Annotated in this window: 15 protein-coding genes; 6 read left to right on the forward strand and 9 right to left on the reverse strand. The window is 63.9% G+C overall.

Annotated features, from left to right (window positions below; genetic code table 11):
* The first annotated feature begins 5 nt into the window (after positions 1-5).
* Positions 6-932 (forward strand): 5-dehydro-4-deoxyglucarate dehydratase, encoded by a 927-nt coding sequence (locus CH275_RS06380; protein ID WP_094676259.1) that lies wholly within the window; start codon positions 6-8, stop codon positions 930-932.
* A complete protein-coding gene (locus tag CH275_RS06385) occupies positions 932-2,200 on the forward strand; it encodes a glucarate dehydratase family protein (RefSeq protein WP_094676261.1) in 1,269 nt (422 codons plus the stop codon). Before CH275_RS06380 ends, CH275_RS06385 begins: the two co-directional genes overlap by 1 nt.
* 35 nt (positions 2,201-2,235) lie before the next feature.
* Here the strand turns inward: CH275_RS06385 and CH275_RS06390 are convergent, their stop codons facing one another.
* The gene (locus CH275_RS06390; RefSeq protein ID WP_179276011.1) at positions 2,236-3,114 is read right to left on the reverse strand and encodes a polysaccharide deacetylase family protein; all 879 of its coding nucleotides are present in this window, start codon (positions 3,112-3,114) and stop codon (positions 2,236-2,238) included.
* Between the two features lie 60 nt (positions 3,115-3,174).
* Here CH275_RS06390 and CH275_RS06395 point away from each other — a divergent pair, with 60 nt between their 5' ends.
* Positions 3,175-3,567: a MerR family transcriptional regulator gene (locus tag CH275_RS06395; protein WP_094676263.1), complete on the forward strand. Its 393-nt coding sequence runs from the start codon at positions 3,175-3,177 to the stop codon at positions 3,565-3,567.
* Here CH275_RS06395 and CH275_RS06400 read toward each other — a convergent pair.
* Positions 3,558-4,133 carry a TetR/AcrR family transcriptional regulator gene (locus CH275_RS06400; protein WP_094676265.1) on the reverse strand — a complete coding sequence of 192 codons (576 nt, stop codon included), beginning with the start codon at positions 4,131-4,133 and terminating at the stop codon, positions 3,558-3,560. The genes CH275_RS06395 and CH275_RS06400 overlap by 10 nt on opposite strands.
* 81 nt (positions 4,134-4,214) lie before the next feature.
* Between CH275_RS06400 and CH275_RS06405 the strand changes: the two genes are divergently transcribed.
* The gene (locus tag CH275_RS06405) at positions 4,215-5,141 is read left to right on the forward strand and encodes an alpha/beta hydrolase (protein ID WP_094676425.1); all 927 of its coding nucleotides are present in this window, start codon (positions 4,215-4,217) and stop codon (positions 5,139-5,141) included.
* Here the strand turns inward: CH275_RS06405 and CH275_RS06410 are convergent.
* From CH275_RS06410 to CH275_RS06420, 3 genes are read right to left on the reverse strand one after another with little or no spacing between them, the layout of a single operon-like run.
* On the reverse strand, positions 5,138-5,809 hold the full coding sequence (locus CH275_RS06410) for a TetR/AcrR family transcriptional regulator (protein ID WP_094676267.1): 672 nt from the start codon (positions 5,807-5,809) through the stop codon (positions 5,138-5,140). The two genes, CH275_RS06405 and CH275_RS06410, sit on opposite strands and share 4 nt — an antisense overlap.
* Entirely contained in the window at positions 5,806-6,651 is an 846-nt protein-coding gene (locus tag CH275_RS06415) for an SDR family NAD(P)-dependent oxidoreductase (protein ID WP_094676269.1), read from the reverse strand. The genes CH275_RS06410 and CH275_RS06415 overlap by 4 nt, the downstream gene beginning before the upstream one ends.
* Positions 6,648-8,186, reverse strand: coding sequence for a flavin-containing monooxygenase (locus tag CH275_RS06420; protein ID WP_256990880.1), 1,539 nt, complete (start codon positions 8,184-8,186; stop codon positions 6,648-6,650). The genes CH275_RS06415 and CH275_RS06420 overlap by 4 nt, the downstream gene beginning before the upstream one ends.
* A gap of 94 nt (positions 8,187-8,280) precedes the next feature.
* On the opposite strand from CH275_RS06420, the gene CH275_RS06425 reads away from it, so the two are divergent.
* Positions 8,281-9,990 carry a ribonuclease J gene (locus CH275_RS06425; protein WP_256990881.1) on the forward strand — a complete coding sequence of 570 codons (1,710 nt, stop codon included), beginning with the start codon at positions 8,281-8,283 and terminating at the stop codon, positions 9,988-9,990.
* On the opposite strand, the gene CH275_RS06430 is transcribed toward CH275_RS06425, so the two are convergent.
* On the reverse strand, positions 9,987-10,391 hold the full coding sequence (locus CH275_RS06430) for a MerR family transcriptional regulator (protein WP_094676273.1): 405 nt from the start codon (positions 10,389-10,391) through the stop codon (positions 9,987-9,989). The genes CH275_RS06425 and CH275_RS06430 overlap by 4 nt on opposite strands.
* A gap of 34 nt (positions 10,392-10,425) precedes the next feature.
* Positions 10,426-11,934 (reverse strand): SulP family inorganic anion transporter, encoded by a 1,509-nt coding sequence (locus CH275_RS06435; RefSeq protein ID WP_306436936.1) that lies wholly within the window; start codon positions 11,932-11,934, stop codon positions 10,426-10,428.
* A 170-nt stretch (positions 11,935-12,104) separates the two neighbouring features.
* On the opposite strand from CH275_RS06435, the gene CH275_RS06440 reads away from it, so the two are divergent.
* On the forward strand, positions 12,105-12,998 hold the full coding sequence (locus tag CH275_RS06440) for a LysR substrate-binding domain-containing protein (protein WP_094676275.1): 894 nt from the start codon (positions 12,105-12,107) through the stop codon (positions 12,996-12,998).
* Between the two features lie 3 nt (positions 12,999-13,001).
* On the opposite strand, the gene CH275_RS06445 is transcribed toward CH275_RS06440, so the two are convergent.
* Together CH275_RS06445 and CH275_RS06450 are read right to left on the reverse strand one after the other, a co-directional pair.
* Positions 13,002-13,397, reverse strand: coding sequence for a universal stress protein (locus CH275_RS06445; protein WP_094676277.1), 396 nt, complete (start codon positions 13,395-13,397; stop codon positions 13,002-13,004).
* Entirely contained in the window at positions 13,394-14,389 is a 996-nt protein-coding gene (locus tag CH275_RS06450; protein ID WP_179276012.1) for a 2-hydroxyacid dehydrogenase, read from the reverse strand. The genes CH275_RS06445 and CH275_RS06450 overlap by 4 nt, the downstream gene beginning before the upstream one ends.
* Positions 14,390-14,525 lie beyond the last annotated feature (136 nt).

Here is a 14,525-nt window from a genome sequence, read left to right on the forward strand (position 1 = left end):
TCCCCATGCTCGACGGAGTCCTGTTCTTCCCCGTCACCCCGTTCACCGCTTCCGGTGAAGTCGATTACGACCTGCTGGCCGCTCATATCGCGAAGGGTGTCGACGCGGGACCCGGTGGAGTGTTCATCGCCTGCGGCACCGGCGAATTCCACGCCCTCGAAACCGAGGAGTTCGGCAAGATCGTGCGCACCGCAGTCGACGTCGTCGCGGGTCGCGTGCCGGTCTACGCCGGTGCAGGCGGATCCGTCGCCCAGGCAAAGGCATTCGCGGCGAGCGCGAAGTCGAACGGTGCTGACGGCATCCTGCTGCTCCCGCCCTACCTGGTGACGATGCCGCAGGCCGGCCTGGTCAACTACACCAAGGCCGTTGCCGCCGCGTCGGATCTGCCGTTGATCGTCTACAACCGCGGCAATGCCCGCTTCACCGAGGACTCGGCCGTCGAGGTTGCCCAGCTGCCGACCGTCGTCGGATTCAAGGACGGCACAGGCGATCTCGATCAGGTCGGTCGCATCGTCCGCGCGGTGCTGGATGCACTCGAGCCGTCGGGCAAGCCCTTCCAGTTCTTCAACGGTCTGCCGACCGCGGAGGTCTCGCAGCAGGCCTACCGCGCAATTGGTGTCACGCTGTACTCCTCTGCGACGTTCGCCTTCGCACCCGAACTGGCGCTGGCGTTCTACCGGTCACTCGACAGTGGTAACGACAAGCTCACTGCCGCACTGCTTCGCGAGTTCTTCCACCCGCTGGTTCGCCTGCGCGACAAGGTCCCCGGTTACGCCGTCTCGCTCATCAAGGCGGGCGTGACGATGGAAGGGATCGAGGCAGGCCCCGTGCGCCCGCCACTGGTGGACATCAGTGCGCCGCACCTCGAGGAACTGACCGCCATCGTCGCCGCCGGCCGGGCCGTGTTGGCCGATGAGCTCGCGGTGCACTGATGCAAGATCCGGTCCTGATCACCGGCGCTCGAATCACCCCGATCGCCTTCGTCGACCCGCCGTTGCTCAACACGGTCGGCGTGCATCAGCCCTACGCACTGCGCGCGATCATTCAGCTCGACACCGATGCCGGTGTCGTCGGGCTCGGTGAGACCTACGCCGACACTGCGCATCTGGCTCGTCTCGACGCGGCGGCCCAGGCCATCACCGGCCTGGACGTGTTCGCACTCAACGCCATTCGAGACGCTGTCGACACCGTGTTGGGGACGCTGTCGATCACCGGCGGAGACGGCGTTGCCGGAATGATCACCACGGCCAGCACCACCGACCGAGTGTTCTCCCCGTTCGAGATCGCCTGCCTGGACGTTCAGGGCAAAGTACTGGGTCGACCGGTGTCGGATCTGCTCGGCGGAAAGGTCCGCGACTCGGTTCCGTTCAGTGCGTATCTGTTCTACAAGTGGGCAGCGCATCCCGGCCGGCAACCCGACGAATGGGGTGAGGCCGTCGACCCGGCCGGACTGGTACGGCAGGCGCGAAAGATGATCGACGAGTACGGCTTCGAGGCCATCAAGGTCAAGGGTGGTGTCTTCCCGCCCGACGAGGAGATAGCCGGAATCAAAGCGCTCCGGGAAGTATTCCCCGAGCTGCCGCTTCGACTCGACCCCAACGCCGCGTGGACGGTCGACACCTCCATCCGCGTCGCTTCCGAGCTCGACGGCATCGTGGAGTATCTGGAAGATCCGACACCGGGACTCGACGGGATGGCCGAGGTCGCGCGGGAAGCGAAGATGCCACTGGCGACCAACATGTGCGTCGTCGCCTTCGATCACCTGAAGCCTGCCGTGGTGAAGGACTCGGCGCAGGTGGTGCTGTCCGACCATCACTACTGGGGTGGTCTGCAGCGCTCGAGGTTGCTCGCCGGAATCTGTGACACTTTCGAGCTCGGACTGTCGATGCACTCGAACAGCCACCTCGGCATCAGCCTGGCGGCCATGGTTCACCTTGCCGCAGCAACACCGAACCTGACCTACGCCTGCGACACGCACTGGCCGTGGAAGCACGAGGACGTCATCGTGCCGGGAGTGCTGAACTTCGTCGACGGCGCAGTGCCCGTTCCCAGCGGGCCCGGTCTGGGCATCGAGATCGACGAGGATGCGCTGGCGGCGCTGCATCAGCAGTACCTCGACTGCGGTATTCGCGACCGCGACGACACCGGATACATGCAGAGCATCGACCCGAGTTTCGAGAACACCTGCCCGCGCTGGTAGGACGTGGCGCAACAACGATTCACGGTGTTTCGTAGCTACTCGTTCGGAACCTGCTCCAGGTACTTGTCGGCAATGTCGTCACTCGTCGTCAGCCAGGCGTCGGGTTGTGCCGCGAGGTACTCGAGCGCGCGGTCGAGGTATTTGTGCCGAAATGGTTGTCCGATGACGAAGGGATGCAACGCAATGGCCAGGACGCGTCCACTCGTGGCCGAATCGGCGCGCAGCTGTTCATAGGCGTCGACGACCATCTGGAGAAAGTCCGGTCCGGTCATTCCTTTGCCGAACACGATCAGGTCGTTGAGTTCGACGGAATAGGGCACCGACAGCATGCCCGGAACGGTGAGCGGATAGGGCTGGTCGTCGTTCGTCCAGTCGAGAACGTAACGGTATCCGAGCTCGGCCAGAATTTCCGGCGTCTGGTGAGTCTCGGTCAGACCCGGGCCCATCCAGCCACGCGGCGCGCGCCCTGTAGCCGAGCGGATGCTGTCGGTTATTTCGCTCAACACACGATGCTCGTCCTGCACATCGATACCGTTGTGCAGTCTCGAATTCGTCCGCCCGTGCGCGACCCAGGTCCAATCGCGCTCGAGGCCGGCAGCAACGATCTGCGGATACTGCTCCACAACAGACGAATTGAGCAATACGCTTGCCGCGAGCCCGTGCCGGTCCAAACTGTCGATAGTGCGCCAGATTCCGACACGGGCACCGTAGTCACGCCATCCATGGTTGAGGGCATCGGGCTTCAGCTCCGCGGAGCCGGGCCATATGCTGGTCGACGGCTCGTCGAACAAGAAGTGTTCTACGTTGAGACCGATATACACCGCCACACGCGCACCGTTCGGCCACTCGATGGGTGGTCGGTCCACGATCGGGCTGTAGTCGTACGGTGGCACGGACCTCGTCCTGTCGTTCATGGTCGACACCGTAGGACCTGACACCGATGTCAGAGGCAACTGTCGAGGTATAACCGACGTATGCGAATCGGAGAACTCGCCGTGCGAACGGGTGTGAGTGTGCGCTCGCTGCGGTACTACGAACAGCAGGGACTGCTCGCGTCCAACCGCACGTCCAGCGGACAGCGCGTCTACTCGGAGTGGGCCGTCGATCGAGTCGTGCATATTCAAGAACTGTTCGCGGCGGGTATCGCGAGCAAGACCGTGAGCGCACTCCTGCCTTGTATGCGCGATGTGGACGGTGGACCGGCTGCCACAGCAACCGACAAGCTGGCCGAGATGCTGGCAGCCGAGCGCGCACGAATCGACGAGGCAATCCGGAGCCTGGAAGTCTCGCGAGGTGTGTTGGACGACGTCATCGATTCGGCCAGACCTGACGCAAGACCAGGGCATTCGCGTCACCCTCAGGTGTGAGGGCCCAGTCTGTCCGTTCCGTTCGAGACGCCGACCTTACGAAACAGCAGATCGATGATCGTCCGTTTCGACGCCTCGTCCTGTGGGTGCGTCAGCATGGCCTCGATGACGAAGACGATCATGCGGGTCGCCGGTTCGATGTCGGCGTCATCGAACCCGCCGTTGCGTAGTTCGACGGCGATCCACTGTTCCCACAGACCATGGAAGTCGTTGTGCCATTTGTCGATACAGGCAGACACCGAGGTGCGCGAGTGGACCGTGTCGACCAGTCGGTGATATCTCTCCAGCTCGTCCACGACCCAGAGAACCTGCTCGGTCACCGACGTGTCGGCGAGGGCAACGAACCGACTCAGCGCATCGGCGTGGATCTCGTCCAGCACGCCGACCAGTAGCTCGTCCTTGTCTCCGAAATACCAATAGATCGTATTGGTCGTCACTCCGGCAGCGGCAGCGATCCGCCCCATCGGGGTGTTCTCGTAACCGTCGTCGACGAACAGCGACCGAGCCGCGTTCACGATCTCGGAACGCTTTTCGGCGCGATCGACGGGTCGACTGTTGCGCGGCATTCCACGATCCGATCTTGATCGGCATTCAAGAGAGTGCTAGCTTCTTGAATGCCGATCAAGGACCCGAAAAAGGACGACCGAATGAGCGCCGACGACCAGCCCGAATACCGCCGTACCGACGAATGGTTCGATTCGGAGGGCGTTCGTTGCGCGGTCGCGGTGTATCGACCGACCGGCACGTCGGCCGATGCTCCTGCCGTGGTCATGGCCCATGGATTCGGCACCCCGCGCGCAGTACGCCTGTATGCCTACGCCGAGGTGTTCGCCCGTGCCGGCTACACGGTTCTCGTCTTCGACTACCGCCATTTCGGCGACAGTGACGGACAGCCGCGCCAACTCCTCGACATCGGTAAGCAGCTCGTCGATTGGACCAACGCCGTCGCGTACGCCCGGACCCTGGACGGCATCGACTCCGCTCGCATCGTCGGTTGGGGTACCTCCTTCGCCGGCGGGCACGTGCTCACCCGGGCGGGTACGGGTGAGAATTTCGCCGCCGTGATCGCACAGGTTCCGCACGTCGACGGATTGGCTGCCGTGCGTGCGACCGGACTTCGGCGCACCATTCGAGTTGCTCCATCTGCCGTGGTCGACCAGATCCGCGCACTGCTCGGACGCTCCCCTCGCTACGTCGAATCAGTGGGCGCCCCAGGGGACGTCGCGGTCATGTCCACTCCCGACGCCGCGCCCGGGCGCGACCTGCTCCTCGCCGAGTCCGGACTGAAGGCCGGGGACTACCCGGAAACCGTTGCCGCACGGGTTCTTCTACGTATCGGGCTGTACTCGCCGGGCAAGACCGCGTCGGACATCGCATGCCCGGTCCTGATGCAGATCATGTCCGAGGACGCCGTCACTCCAGCGGCGGTGGCAGAGAAAGTCGCGCGCAAGATCTCCGACGTGACCGTGCACATCCACAAGGGTGGTCATTTCGACCCGTACGTGCAGCCGTTGTTCCCGGTCATCGTCGCCGAGCAGCTCGAGTTCCTGAAGAGGACTGTTCCGGTGCGCTAATTCACCCGCTTCTCGGACACTGTGTTCGTCAGCGGCGCAACGATATTGGTGAGCATGGTCGCGATGGTGCCCACGACGATGCGACGCTCTGCGACATATCCGTTCTGATACCACGTCATCGCGGTGTGGCTGATGCCGCCGATGGCGGCGGTCGCAAGCAGGTCGACATCCATATCGGGCCCCGACGGTACGTCGCCCGCGAACGTGCGGAGGTAACCGAGCAGCAGTGTCCCGAATTGCTGCATCACCGTCAGATACGTCTGCTCGACACGAGGGCTGACACCGAGCACCTCCATCCACACCACGCGCGCCAGATGCGGGTCTTCGACAACCTGAAAGAACGGTTCGAGCAACTGCTTCGCAACAGCCCCGAGACCACTGTCAGGATCCACCTCTGCCATAGCCTCGGACACCGAGTCCGTCAGTCGCGCAATGCATTCTGCGTAGACAGCGAGCAGGAGATCCTCGGTCTTGTCGAAATACTGATAGAAGTGGCGGTCGGCGATCTTTGCCTCGCGGCACAGTCCACGGACGGTCGCGGCTCGGTACCCTACGCTGCCGAAGACGCGCAGTCCCGCGTCCAGCAGTTGTCTGCGTCGCCGGTCGTCACGGTCGGAAGCACTCTCACCGCCGTAGGCGCGGCCGGCCGCTTCGGACACCGTGCTCATGAGCGTCGGGCATCCAGTTCGGCAGTCAGACGGATCAATTCGGCGTCCCGCTCCATCGCGGCGTCCATGATCGGGTTGACGATGCCGCGCAGTATCGAGATCGGAATCCAGCGACCGGGCACGGTGATACGCGCAGCCCGCCGTCCGATACCTCGAACGGCCACGCGGGCGAGCTTGTCGGGGGTGATCGGGCGGAGCAGCGGCGTGGGGAAGGCGCGGGCTGTCATGGCCGTCGCGACGTCGTCGCCGCCGAACGCGACCTCGGCGATCGGAGTTGCCACCCACCCCGGATACAGCACCCCCGCTGTCGCCTTCGTGCCGGCGAGTTCCGCACGCAGAGCACGACCGAGCTGTTCGACCGCCGCCTTCGATGCCGCGTACGGCGCATTCGCCAGGCCGTTGAGGTACGCGTACGTGGACGAGGTGAGCAGCACGTAGCCCCCGGACTCGACGATGTGAGGAAGGGCGGCACGCACCGTGTTCCACACGCCGATCAGGTTGACGCCGATCACCCGCTCGAACACTCCGTCCTCTATCGACCGAACGGTCGATGCCCTGGCACCGCTGGAGATTCCGGCGTTTGCCATCACCACGTCGAGCTTGCCGAAGGTGTCGATCGCGGTCGCGACGGCCGCGTCGAGCTGCTCCCGCACGGTGACGTCGGCATAGGCGATTGCCACGCGTTGGTTGCCCAGCTTCGCCGCCACCGACTCGAGATCGGTCGACTCCATGTCGACCAGAACGATCGAGGCACCGCGTCGATGCAGTGCGGTCGCCACGGCGGAACCGATGCCGCCTGCCGCTCCGGTGATCAGCGCTACCTGTCCGGTGTGCTTGCTCATGCCGAGACCTCGTCTTTCGTCGTCACCTCGGTGGACGACCGGTGGATGTGATGGGCTTCCGGTCGAAAACGCTTGGCCCAGCGGCGGAACGTGAAGCTGAATCCCGGGAACATGGCGACCACGTGCCCGGATTTGGATTGGTACCAGCTGTGGCAGCCGCCGTCCTTCCAGACGGTGCCTTCCATCTCGCGATGAATTGTGTCGGTGTACTCCTGCTCCGCGGCAGCGGTGACCTCGATGGCGGTCGCACCCACCTGTCGGACGGCGTCGATGGCCCGCACGATGTATTCCATCTGCGCCTCGATGAGGAAGATCGCGGAAGTGTGCCCGATGCCCGTGTTCGGTCCGGTGACGACGAACAGGTTGGGAAAGCCGGGAATCGTGGTGCCGAGGTAGGCGCGCGGGTAGGGATCCCAGACGTCGGACAGGGCCCGGCCGTCGCGGCCGATGACCGGGTACGAGATGACGCCGTCGGTTGCGTCGTAACCGGTGGACCACACCAGCAGATCGACATCGACGTGTTCGCCGGTGGTGGTGACGATTCCGGTTTCGGTGATCTCCGAGATGCCGTCGTTCTTGTCGTGCAGAGTGACGTTCGCCCGCCCCAGCGCGGGATAGAGCGTGTTGGACAGCAGAACCCGCTTGCACCCGATGACGTAGTCCGGGGTGACCTTCGCTCGAAGCTCGGAATCCGGAATCTGAGACTCGATGTGTTTCACCGCAGTTCGCTGTGCCACCGCCTTCAACATCGTCCGTGAGTACTTGAAGCCGAGGATGCGAGTTTCGAGACTCCAGTAGATCCCCGCGCGGACCAGCCTGCGGATCGGTTCCAACTTCAGCAGCCTGCGCTGCAACGGCGTGAATTCGCGATCGTGACGTGGCATCACCCAGTGCGGGGTGCGCTGGAAGACGTGCAGCTGCGCTACATCGGGTTGGATCGCGGGAATCACCTGCGCGGCGCTGGCACCACTACCGACGATCGCGACGCGCTTGCCCGCGTGGTCGTACTCGGTGTGCCAGTCGTTGGTGTGGAACTGGGTGCCCTGGAACTTCTCCCGTCCGGGGAACGGCGGTACGACGGGTGTACTGAGTGGTCCCGACGCGTTGACGACGAACTTCGCCGCGTAATCGCCGCGTGAGGTGGAGATCGACCAGTGATCGCCCGCCCACTCGATCTTCCGGACGTCGGTGTCGACATGCGTACGAGCCGGCAGACCGTTCGATTCGAGCACGTGGTCGGTGTACCGCTCCAGCTCCTCGCGTTCGGCGAACATGCGCGACCACTCGAAGGGCTCCGACGCGATCGAGTACAGCGGACTCTGCACGTCGACGGCTGCGCCCGGGTAGCGATTCTGCTTCCAGGTGCCGCCGAGGAAAGGACGCCTCTCGAGAATGACGAAGTCGTCGATCCCGCGATCGAGCAAGGCCTTGGCGGCGCACTGGCCACCGAAGCCGCTGCCGATGATGACCACACTGTGAACATGCATGCTGACGAACCCCTCTCGCACGAGACGCAATCCGATGACGCGTGTCATCACTTTAAAGTGATGATGCGTGATTCCGCAATGGCGTCGCGATCTTAGGACCGGGGTCGACGCCAGGTCGAGGGGCCCCCGTAGCGTTGGACGCATGTCGCGATCACCACGTAACCGGAAATCCCCCGCCGCTCCGAGAAAGCGAGCCTCTTCCGCACTCCAGGCCGGGCACCTTCGAGTGATCGCAACCGGCGGTCTCGGCGAGATCGGCCGGAACATGACCGTGTTCGAATACGACGGAAAACTGCTCATCGTCGACTGCGGCGTCCTGTTCCCCGAAGAGCACCAGCCCGGCGTCGACGTCATCCTCCCCGACTGGAGTTGCATCCGCGATCGTCTCGATGACGTCGTCGCGATCGTCCTCACCCACGGACACGAAGACCACATCGGCGGCGTCCCCTACCTGCTGCGCGAGCGGGGCGACATCCCCGTCATCTCGTCGCGGCTGACGCTGCACTTCCTGGCTGCCAAATTCGACGAGTTCAAGGTCTCGACGACGCTGATCGAGGTCGAAGCAGGGCAAACGCGTCAGGAAGGCCCGTTCGAGCTCGAGTTCATCGCCGTCAACCATTCGATCCCCGACGGTCTCGCCATCGCCATCCGTACCGACGCCGGCCTGGTGCTGCACACCGGCGACTTCAAGATGGATCAGTTTCCGCTCGACGGTCGGATCACCGACCTCCGTAGCTTCGCCCGCCTCGGAGAGGAAGGGCTCGATCTCCTCCTCGTCGACTCGACCAATGCCGAAGTTCCCGGGTTCATGGTCTCGGAGCGCGATCTGGTCCCGGCCATCGAGAAGGTGTTCCGCGAAACAACGGGGCGCGTGATCGTCTCGAGCTTCGCCAGTCACGTACACCGAATCCAGCAGGTACTCGACGCCGCGCATGCGCAGGGCCGCAAGGTTGCGTTCGTGGGGCGATCGATGGTGCGCAACATGAAGATTGCGACCGATCTGAGTTACCTCGATGTACCCGACGGGCTCGTCGTGGACCTACCGAAGCTCAACAGGCTTCCGGCGAACAAGATCACGCTGATCTGCACCGGTTCGCAGGGCGAGCCCCTCGCCGCACTGTCGCGGATGGCCTCGGGCGAACACCAGATCAAGGTGGGCGACGGCGACACCGTGCTGATGGCCAGCAGCCTGATACCCGGAAACGAGAACGCGATCTACCGCGTCATCAACGGTCTCGTCGAGAAGGGTGCACGCGTGGTGCACAAGGGAAATGCCAAGGTGCACGTCTCCGGCCACGCCAGCGCAGGCGAGCTCGTCTACTGCTACAACATTCTCGAACCCGCCAATGTGCTTCCCGTACACGGTGAGGCGCGACACCTGCGCGCCAATGCCGATCTCGCGATCAGGACCGGCGTACCTCGTGATCGCGTGCTGATCGCCGAGAACGGAAGCGTCATCGACCTGTTCGACGGTGTCGCGCAGATCACCGGAAGCGTTCCTATCGAGCTGATCTACGTCGACGGCAGTGCCGTCGGTGGGGTTACCGAGGATTCGCTGGCCGAGCGTCGCTTGCTGGCGAACGAGGGCGTACTGACCGTCATCGCGATCGTCGATCCCGACACTGGCCTGCTGGTCGACGACGTCGACTTCATCGGACGCGGATTCGCGCACGAGGCCAACGCTTTCGACTCGTTGGCCACGGCGATCGGTAAGACTCTGACCCGCGAGAGCGACGTCAACGTTGCCTCGCGAGAGCACATCGAGAAGCGCATCGTCCAGGAATCGGCCCGGTGGGCCAAGCAAACCCTGGGACGTCAGCCCCTCATCGTCCCGGTTGTCGTCGACGGCTAGATCTGCGCCGCTGCACCCCGAGTCGACAACACCTCGGTCAGCTCCTCGGCGTAGGCGAGCTGCCGCCGCAACGTGCGGCAGCTGTCCTCGGCCTTGGTGTGGCACTCGCGAACGAACGCCGCGGCCGACGATCGAGCATCGTCGGCCGCGTTCTCGTCACCCAGGATGTCGAGGGATTCCAGTAGCTGTTTAATCTCGGCCAACGTGAAGTCGAGTGGCTTCATCCGGCGAATGACGAGCAGGCGTTCGACGTCGGTCTCGGTGTACAACCGAAATCCACCTGCGGAGCGGGCAGAGGGCGTGACCAGGCCTACGTCGTCGTAGTGACGGACGGTGCGGATGGACAGCTCGGTTTTCTGAGCTACCTGCCCGATCTGCATGTGTACGCCGTCGTCTGCCATGTGCCGCCTCTCCTCGCCCGCCCAACCACCCTAGTCAGTGCTCGCCGCCCAGGTTTCCACTGAGACGATCGTGCCGCTCGGTCGACGGCGCGTTCAAGCCGACGATCTCCACGGTCTTTCCTTTGGCCGCGTACTTGGTGGTGATGGCGTCGAGGGTCGCCACTGTCGATGCGTCCCAGATGTGCGACTCGGACATGTCGATGACGACGTTCTTCGGATCTCCGACGTAGTCGAACTGATAGATCAGATCGTTGCTCGACGCGAAGAACAACTCGCCCTTCACCGCGTAGACGCGGGTGTCCTCGTCGGGATGTGCCACGTCGACCACCTCGGTCAGATGGGCGACCCTGCGAGCGAACAGCACCATTGCAGTGATCACTCCGACGACGACGCCGTACGCGAGGTTGTGGGTGACGACGGTGACCGCGACGGTGGCGACCATGACGAGGGTCTCGCTCTTGGGCATGCGGCGCAACGTCTTCGGGTTGACACTGTGCCAGTCGAAAGTTCCGATCGAGACCATGATCATCACCGCGACCAACGCGGCCATCGGGATCAGCGCGACGATATCGCCGAGACCGACCACCAGGATCAGCAGGAAGACACCGGCGAGAAACGTCGAGATACGAGTGCGAGCACCGGAGACCTTGACGTTGATCATGGTCTGGCCGATCATCGCGCAGCCGCCCATGCCGCCGGTGAACCCTGTGACCAGATTCGCCACACCCTGCCCCCAACCCTCGCGGGTCTTGTTCGAGTGCGAGTCGGTGATGTCGTCGACGAGCTTGGCTGTCATCAGCGACTCGAGCAGGCCGACCAGGGCGATGGCGAGTGCGAACGGGGCGATGATGCTCAGCGTGTCGAACGTGAACGGCACATTCGGGATCAGGAACGACGGCAGCGAGGACGGCAGTTCTCCTTCGTCACCCACATCCGGCACGGCCAGCGCGAAGACGAGTGTGACGCCGGTCAGTATCACGATCGCGATCAGTGGTGCCGGCACGATGGTGGTGAGCTTGGGTAGGAAGAACATGATGGCCAGGCCCGCGGCGACCATCGGGTAGACCAACCACGGCACACCGATCAGGTACGGGATCTGCGAGGAGAAGATGAGGATCGCCAGCGCGTTGACGAATCCGACCATGACACTGCGCGGGATGAATCGCATCAACTTGGCGACTCCCAGGACGCTGAGCACGATCTGCAGAATTCCGCCGAGGATCACCGCCGCAATGAGGTAGTCGATGCCGTAATTCCGAGCCAGCGGGGCCACGACCAGTGCGATGGCACCGGTCGCAGCGGAGATCATCGCCGGACGGCCACCGACGATGGAGATGGTGACCGCCATCGTGAACGACGCGAACAGCCCGACGCGCGGATCGACCCCGGCGATGATCGAGAACGAAATGGCTTCGGGAATGAGCGCCAGCGCCACCACCAGGCCCGCAAGAACCTCTGTTTTGAGCCGCCTCGGTGAGCGCAACGCACCCAGCACCGAGACGTCTTCGACGGCGGTGACAGGCACCTGGGCAGCTCGAGACACGACGACTCCGTTCGATGGGTGCGAGGGACTGCGACAGGTAGGGCGTCCACTCCGCGGGCAACTCTACTCTTACCGGAGAGAAGGTTGTCAATCGTCGGGGCCCAGCCGGTGAGCTAGATTCATATACAGAGGCACAACAAAACTCACTCCGCGATGCAAGGAATGAATCGATGTTCTCGCTCAACAGGCTCTCCTGCTTCATCGCCGTCGCCGAGGAGTTGCACTTCGGCCGCGCTGCCGAACGGCTGCACATGACGCAGCCACCTCTGAGCAGGCAGATCCAACAGCTCGAGAGCGAAGTCGGCGTGCAGTTGATCGACCGCACGAGCCGGTCGGTGACGTTGACGGCCGCGGGGTTGGCCTTTCTCCCCGAGGCCCGACGCATCCTCGACCTCGCCGAGGGCGCACTGCTCACCGTCCGTCGCGTACCCACCGGCGACTTGGGGACGGTGGTCGTCGGATTCACCGGCGCCTCGGCCCATGCGGTGCTCCCGCAATTGCTCGACGCCGCGCGCGACAAGCTTCCGGATGTGAAACTCGTTCTGCGCGAGATGGTCTCGGCGGTACAGATGGAATCCTTGGCCGTCGGAGATATCGATCTCGGGTTGGCCAGGCCGCCGCTCAAGCGACCGGGCATCGCGTCCCGGCCGGTGCTGCACGAATCCTTGATCGCGGCGATGCCCGACACTCATCCGCTGGCCGAGAAGGACGAACTGTCGGTGGAGGACTTCGACGAGCAGCCGATCATCATGTACTCGCCCGTCGACGCCCGGTACTTCCACGAGTTGCTCATCAGCACGTTCACCATCGTCGGGGTGACCCCGCGTTACGTGCAGTATGTGACCCAGGTGCACACGATGCTGGTGCTCGTTCGCTCCGGGATCGGACTGGCATTGGTACCGGAGTCCGCGTCGACCATGCGGCCGGAAGGTGTTGTGTTTCGGCCGGTTCGGACCGTGAAGGAACGACCCGTGGAACTCGACGCCGCCTGGCGCGTGGACAACGACAACCCAGCACTGCACCGCTTCATGACCGATGTGCTGCCGACGCGGGAGTGGTCGTGACAGTTACCGCGGCAATCCCACCGGCGGCTTGACGGCCGTCACCGGGCAGTGCGCCTCGAGGAGAACGCGCTGAGAGATGCTGCCCATGAACAACTTTCCCACGGGCGATCGACGCCGGATTCCGATCACGACCAGCTGAGCCTGCTCGTCGAACGACAGGTCGATCAGATTGTCGGCGTGCGAGCGGCCCGCCTCGTTGTCGTGAATTTTCGTCGTGACACCGACGGCCGCCGTCTCCTCGCGGGCCGATTCGACGGTGGCAGCGAAGTCGGCGTCGGCTGCGCTGTTGTCCTCGGCCACGATGAGCAAGTCCGTTCCACGCATGTGCGCCTCACGAAAAGCGAAGGGCAGCGCGCCTTTTCCTTCGATGGTCGGCGAGTAGCCGACGACGACGGTCACTTCGTCACCGGCGTGACGAGGGTGCCGTCGGCCAGGAAGCGATCGAGGTTCTCGAGCGTCAGTGCTTCCATCGCGGCCCGCGTCTCCACCGTCCCGCTGCCCACGTGCGGCAGCAGCACCACGTTGTCCATCCCCAGCAGGGCGTCGGGCACGTTCGGTTCGTGGGCGAAGACGTCCAGACCGGCTCCGGCCAGCTGCCCCGCGGCGAGCAACTCGATCAGCGCCTCCTCGTCGACGACGCTTCCGCGTGCGACGTTGATCAGATACCCCTGCGGCCCCAGCGCTTCGAGCACCGCGCGGTCGACCAGATGCGCAGTTCCCGAGCCGCCCGACGCGGCGATGATCAAGACGTCGACGTTCTCGGCGAGCGCTGCTGGGCTGGCCGCGTAGACGTAAGGCGAACCGTCGATCTCGTTGCGATTGTGGTACGAGATCTCGCAGCGAAATCCTCTGAGCCGATCGGCAATTGCCGAACCGATGCGGCCGAGTCCGATGATTCCGACGCGCTTGCCGGTGACCTGACGCGTCAGTGGCGTGTTGCCCTCGGCCGGCCACCGGCCGGCACGCACGAACCTTTCGGCGGAGGGCAGCCCACGCATGGTGTCGATCACCAGACCGACGGCGAGGTCCGCCACACAGTCGGTCAACACGTCGGGGGTGTTGCTGACGGCGATCCCGCGGTCGGCTGCGGCGTCGACATCGGTGGTGTCGTATCCGACGCCGAAGTTCACCACAGCTCCGAGCTGCGGCAACCGTTCCATCAGCGCGGCATCGACCCCGGTGCGGCCGGAGGTCACAACTGCGGTGATCGATTCGCCGTGCACATCGAGGAATTCGTCGCGGCCATCCCCTTCGGGCAGTTCCAGCGCGTCGTACTCGGCGACCAACGTGTCCATCAGCGACGGCTTGAGCGGTCCGACGCGGAGCACCCGACCGCCCTGTTGCGAATCCGGTTGAGACACAGAGGAACTCTGCGAGCTGACGGTGACCATTGTTCTCCTCGCGAGATGGTGGAACGTGCGCGTTTCCTGTACGGTATGCCGCTTCTCGAATACCTGTCCAACACGGAAATAACATGGACCGATACCCAAACGGCATGAACGACGCATTGCCGATGCAGGCTTGTCC

This window comes from Rhodococcus sp. 06-235-1A (assembly GCF_002258785.1).
In the GTDB taxonomy this organism is placed as follows: Bacteria; Actinomycetota; Actinomycetes; order Mycobacteriales; family Mycobacteriaceae; genus Rhodococcoides.

Coding starts and splice junctions, on each gene's coding strand:
- CH275_RS06390 (WP_179276011.1), bottom strand. CDS start 3,114: ATGAACGACAGGACGAGGTCCGTGCCACCGTACGACTACAGCCCGATC.
- CH275_RS06420 (WP_256990880.1), bottom strand. CDS start 8,186: ATGACACGCGTCATCGGATTGCGTCTCGTGCGAGAGGGGTTCGTCAGC.
- CH275_RS06385 (WP_094676261.1), top strand. CDS start 932: ATGCAAGATCCGGTCCTGATCACCGGCGCTCGAATCACCCCGATCGCC.
- CH275_RS06415 (WP_094676269.1), bottom strand. CDS start 6,651: ATGAGCAAGCACACCGGACAGGTAGCGCTGATCACCGGAGCGGCAGGC.
- CH275_RS06450 (WP_179276012.1), bottom strand. CDS start 14,389: ATGGTCACCGTCAGCTCGCAGAGTTCCTCTGTGTCTCAACCGGATTCG.
- CH275_RS06405 (WP_094676425.1), top strand. CDS start 4,215: ATGAGCGCCGACGACCAGCCCGAATACCGCCGTACCGACGAATGGTTC.
- CH275_RS06395 (WP_094676263.1), top strand. CDS start 3,175: ATGCGAATCGGAGAACTCGCCGTGCGAACGGGTGTGAGTGTGCGCTCG.
- CH275_RS06440 (WP_094676275.1), top strand. CDS start 12,105: ATGTTCTCGCTCAACAGGCTCTCCTGCTTCATCGCCGTCGCCGAGGAG.
- CH275_RS06400 (WP_094676265.1), bottom strand. CDS start 4,133: ATGCCGCGCAACAGTCGACCCGTCGATCGCGCCGAAAAGCGTTCCGAG.
- CH275_RS06410 (WP_094676267.1), bottom strand. CDS start 5,809: ATGAGCACGGTGTCCGAAGCGGCCGGCCGCGCCTACGGCGGTGAGAGT.
- CH275_RS06425 (WP_256990881.1), top strand. CDS start 8,281: ATGTCGCGATCACCACGTAACCGGAAATCCCCCGCCGCTCCGAGAAAG.
- CH275_RS06380 (WP_094676259.1), top strand. CDS start 6: ATGCTCGACGGAGTCCTGTTCTTCCCCGTCACCCCGTTCACCGCTTCC.
- CH275_RS06430 (WP_094676273.1), bottom strand. CDS start 10,391: ATGGCAGACGACGGCGTACACATGCAGATCGGGCAGGTAGCTCAGAAA.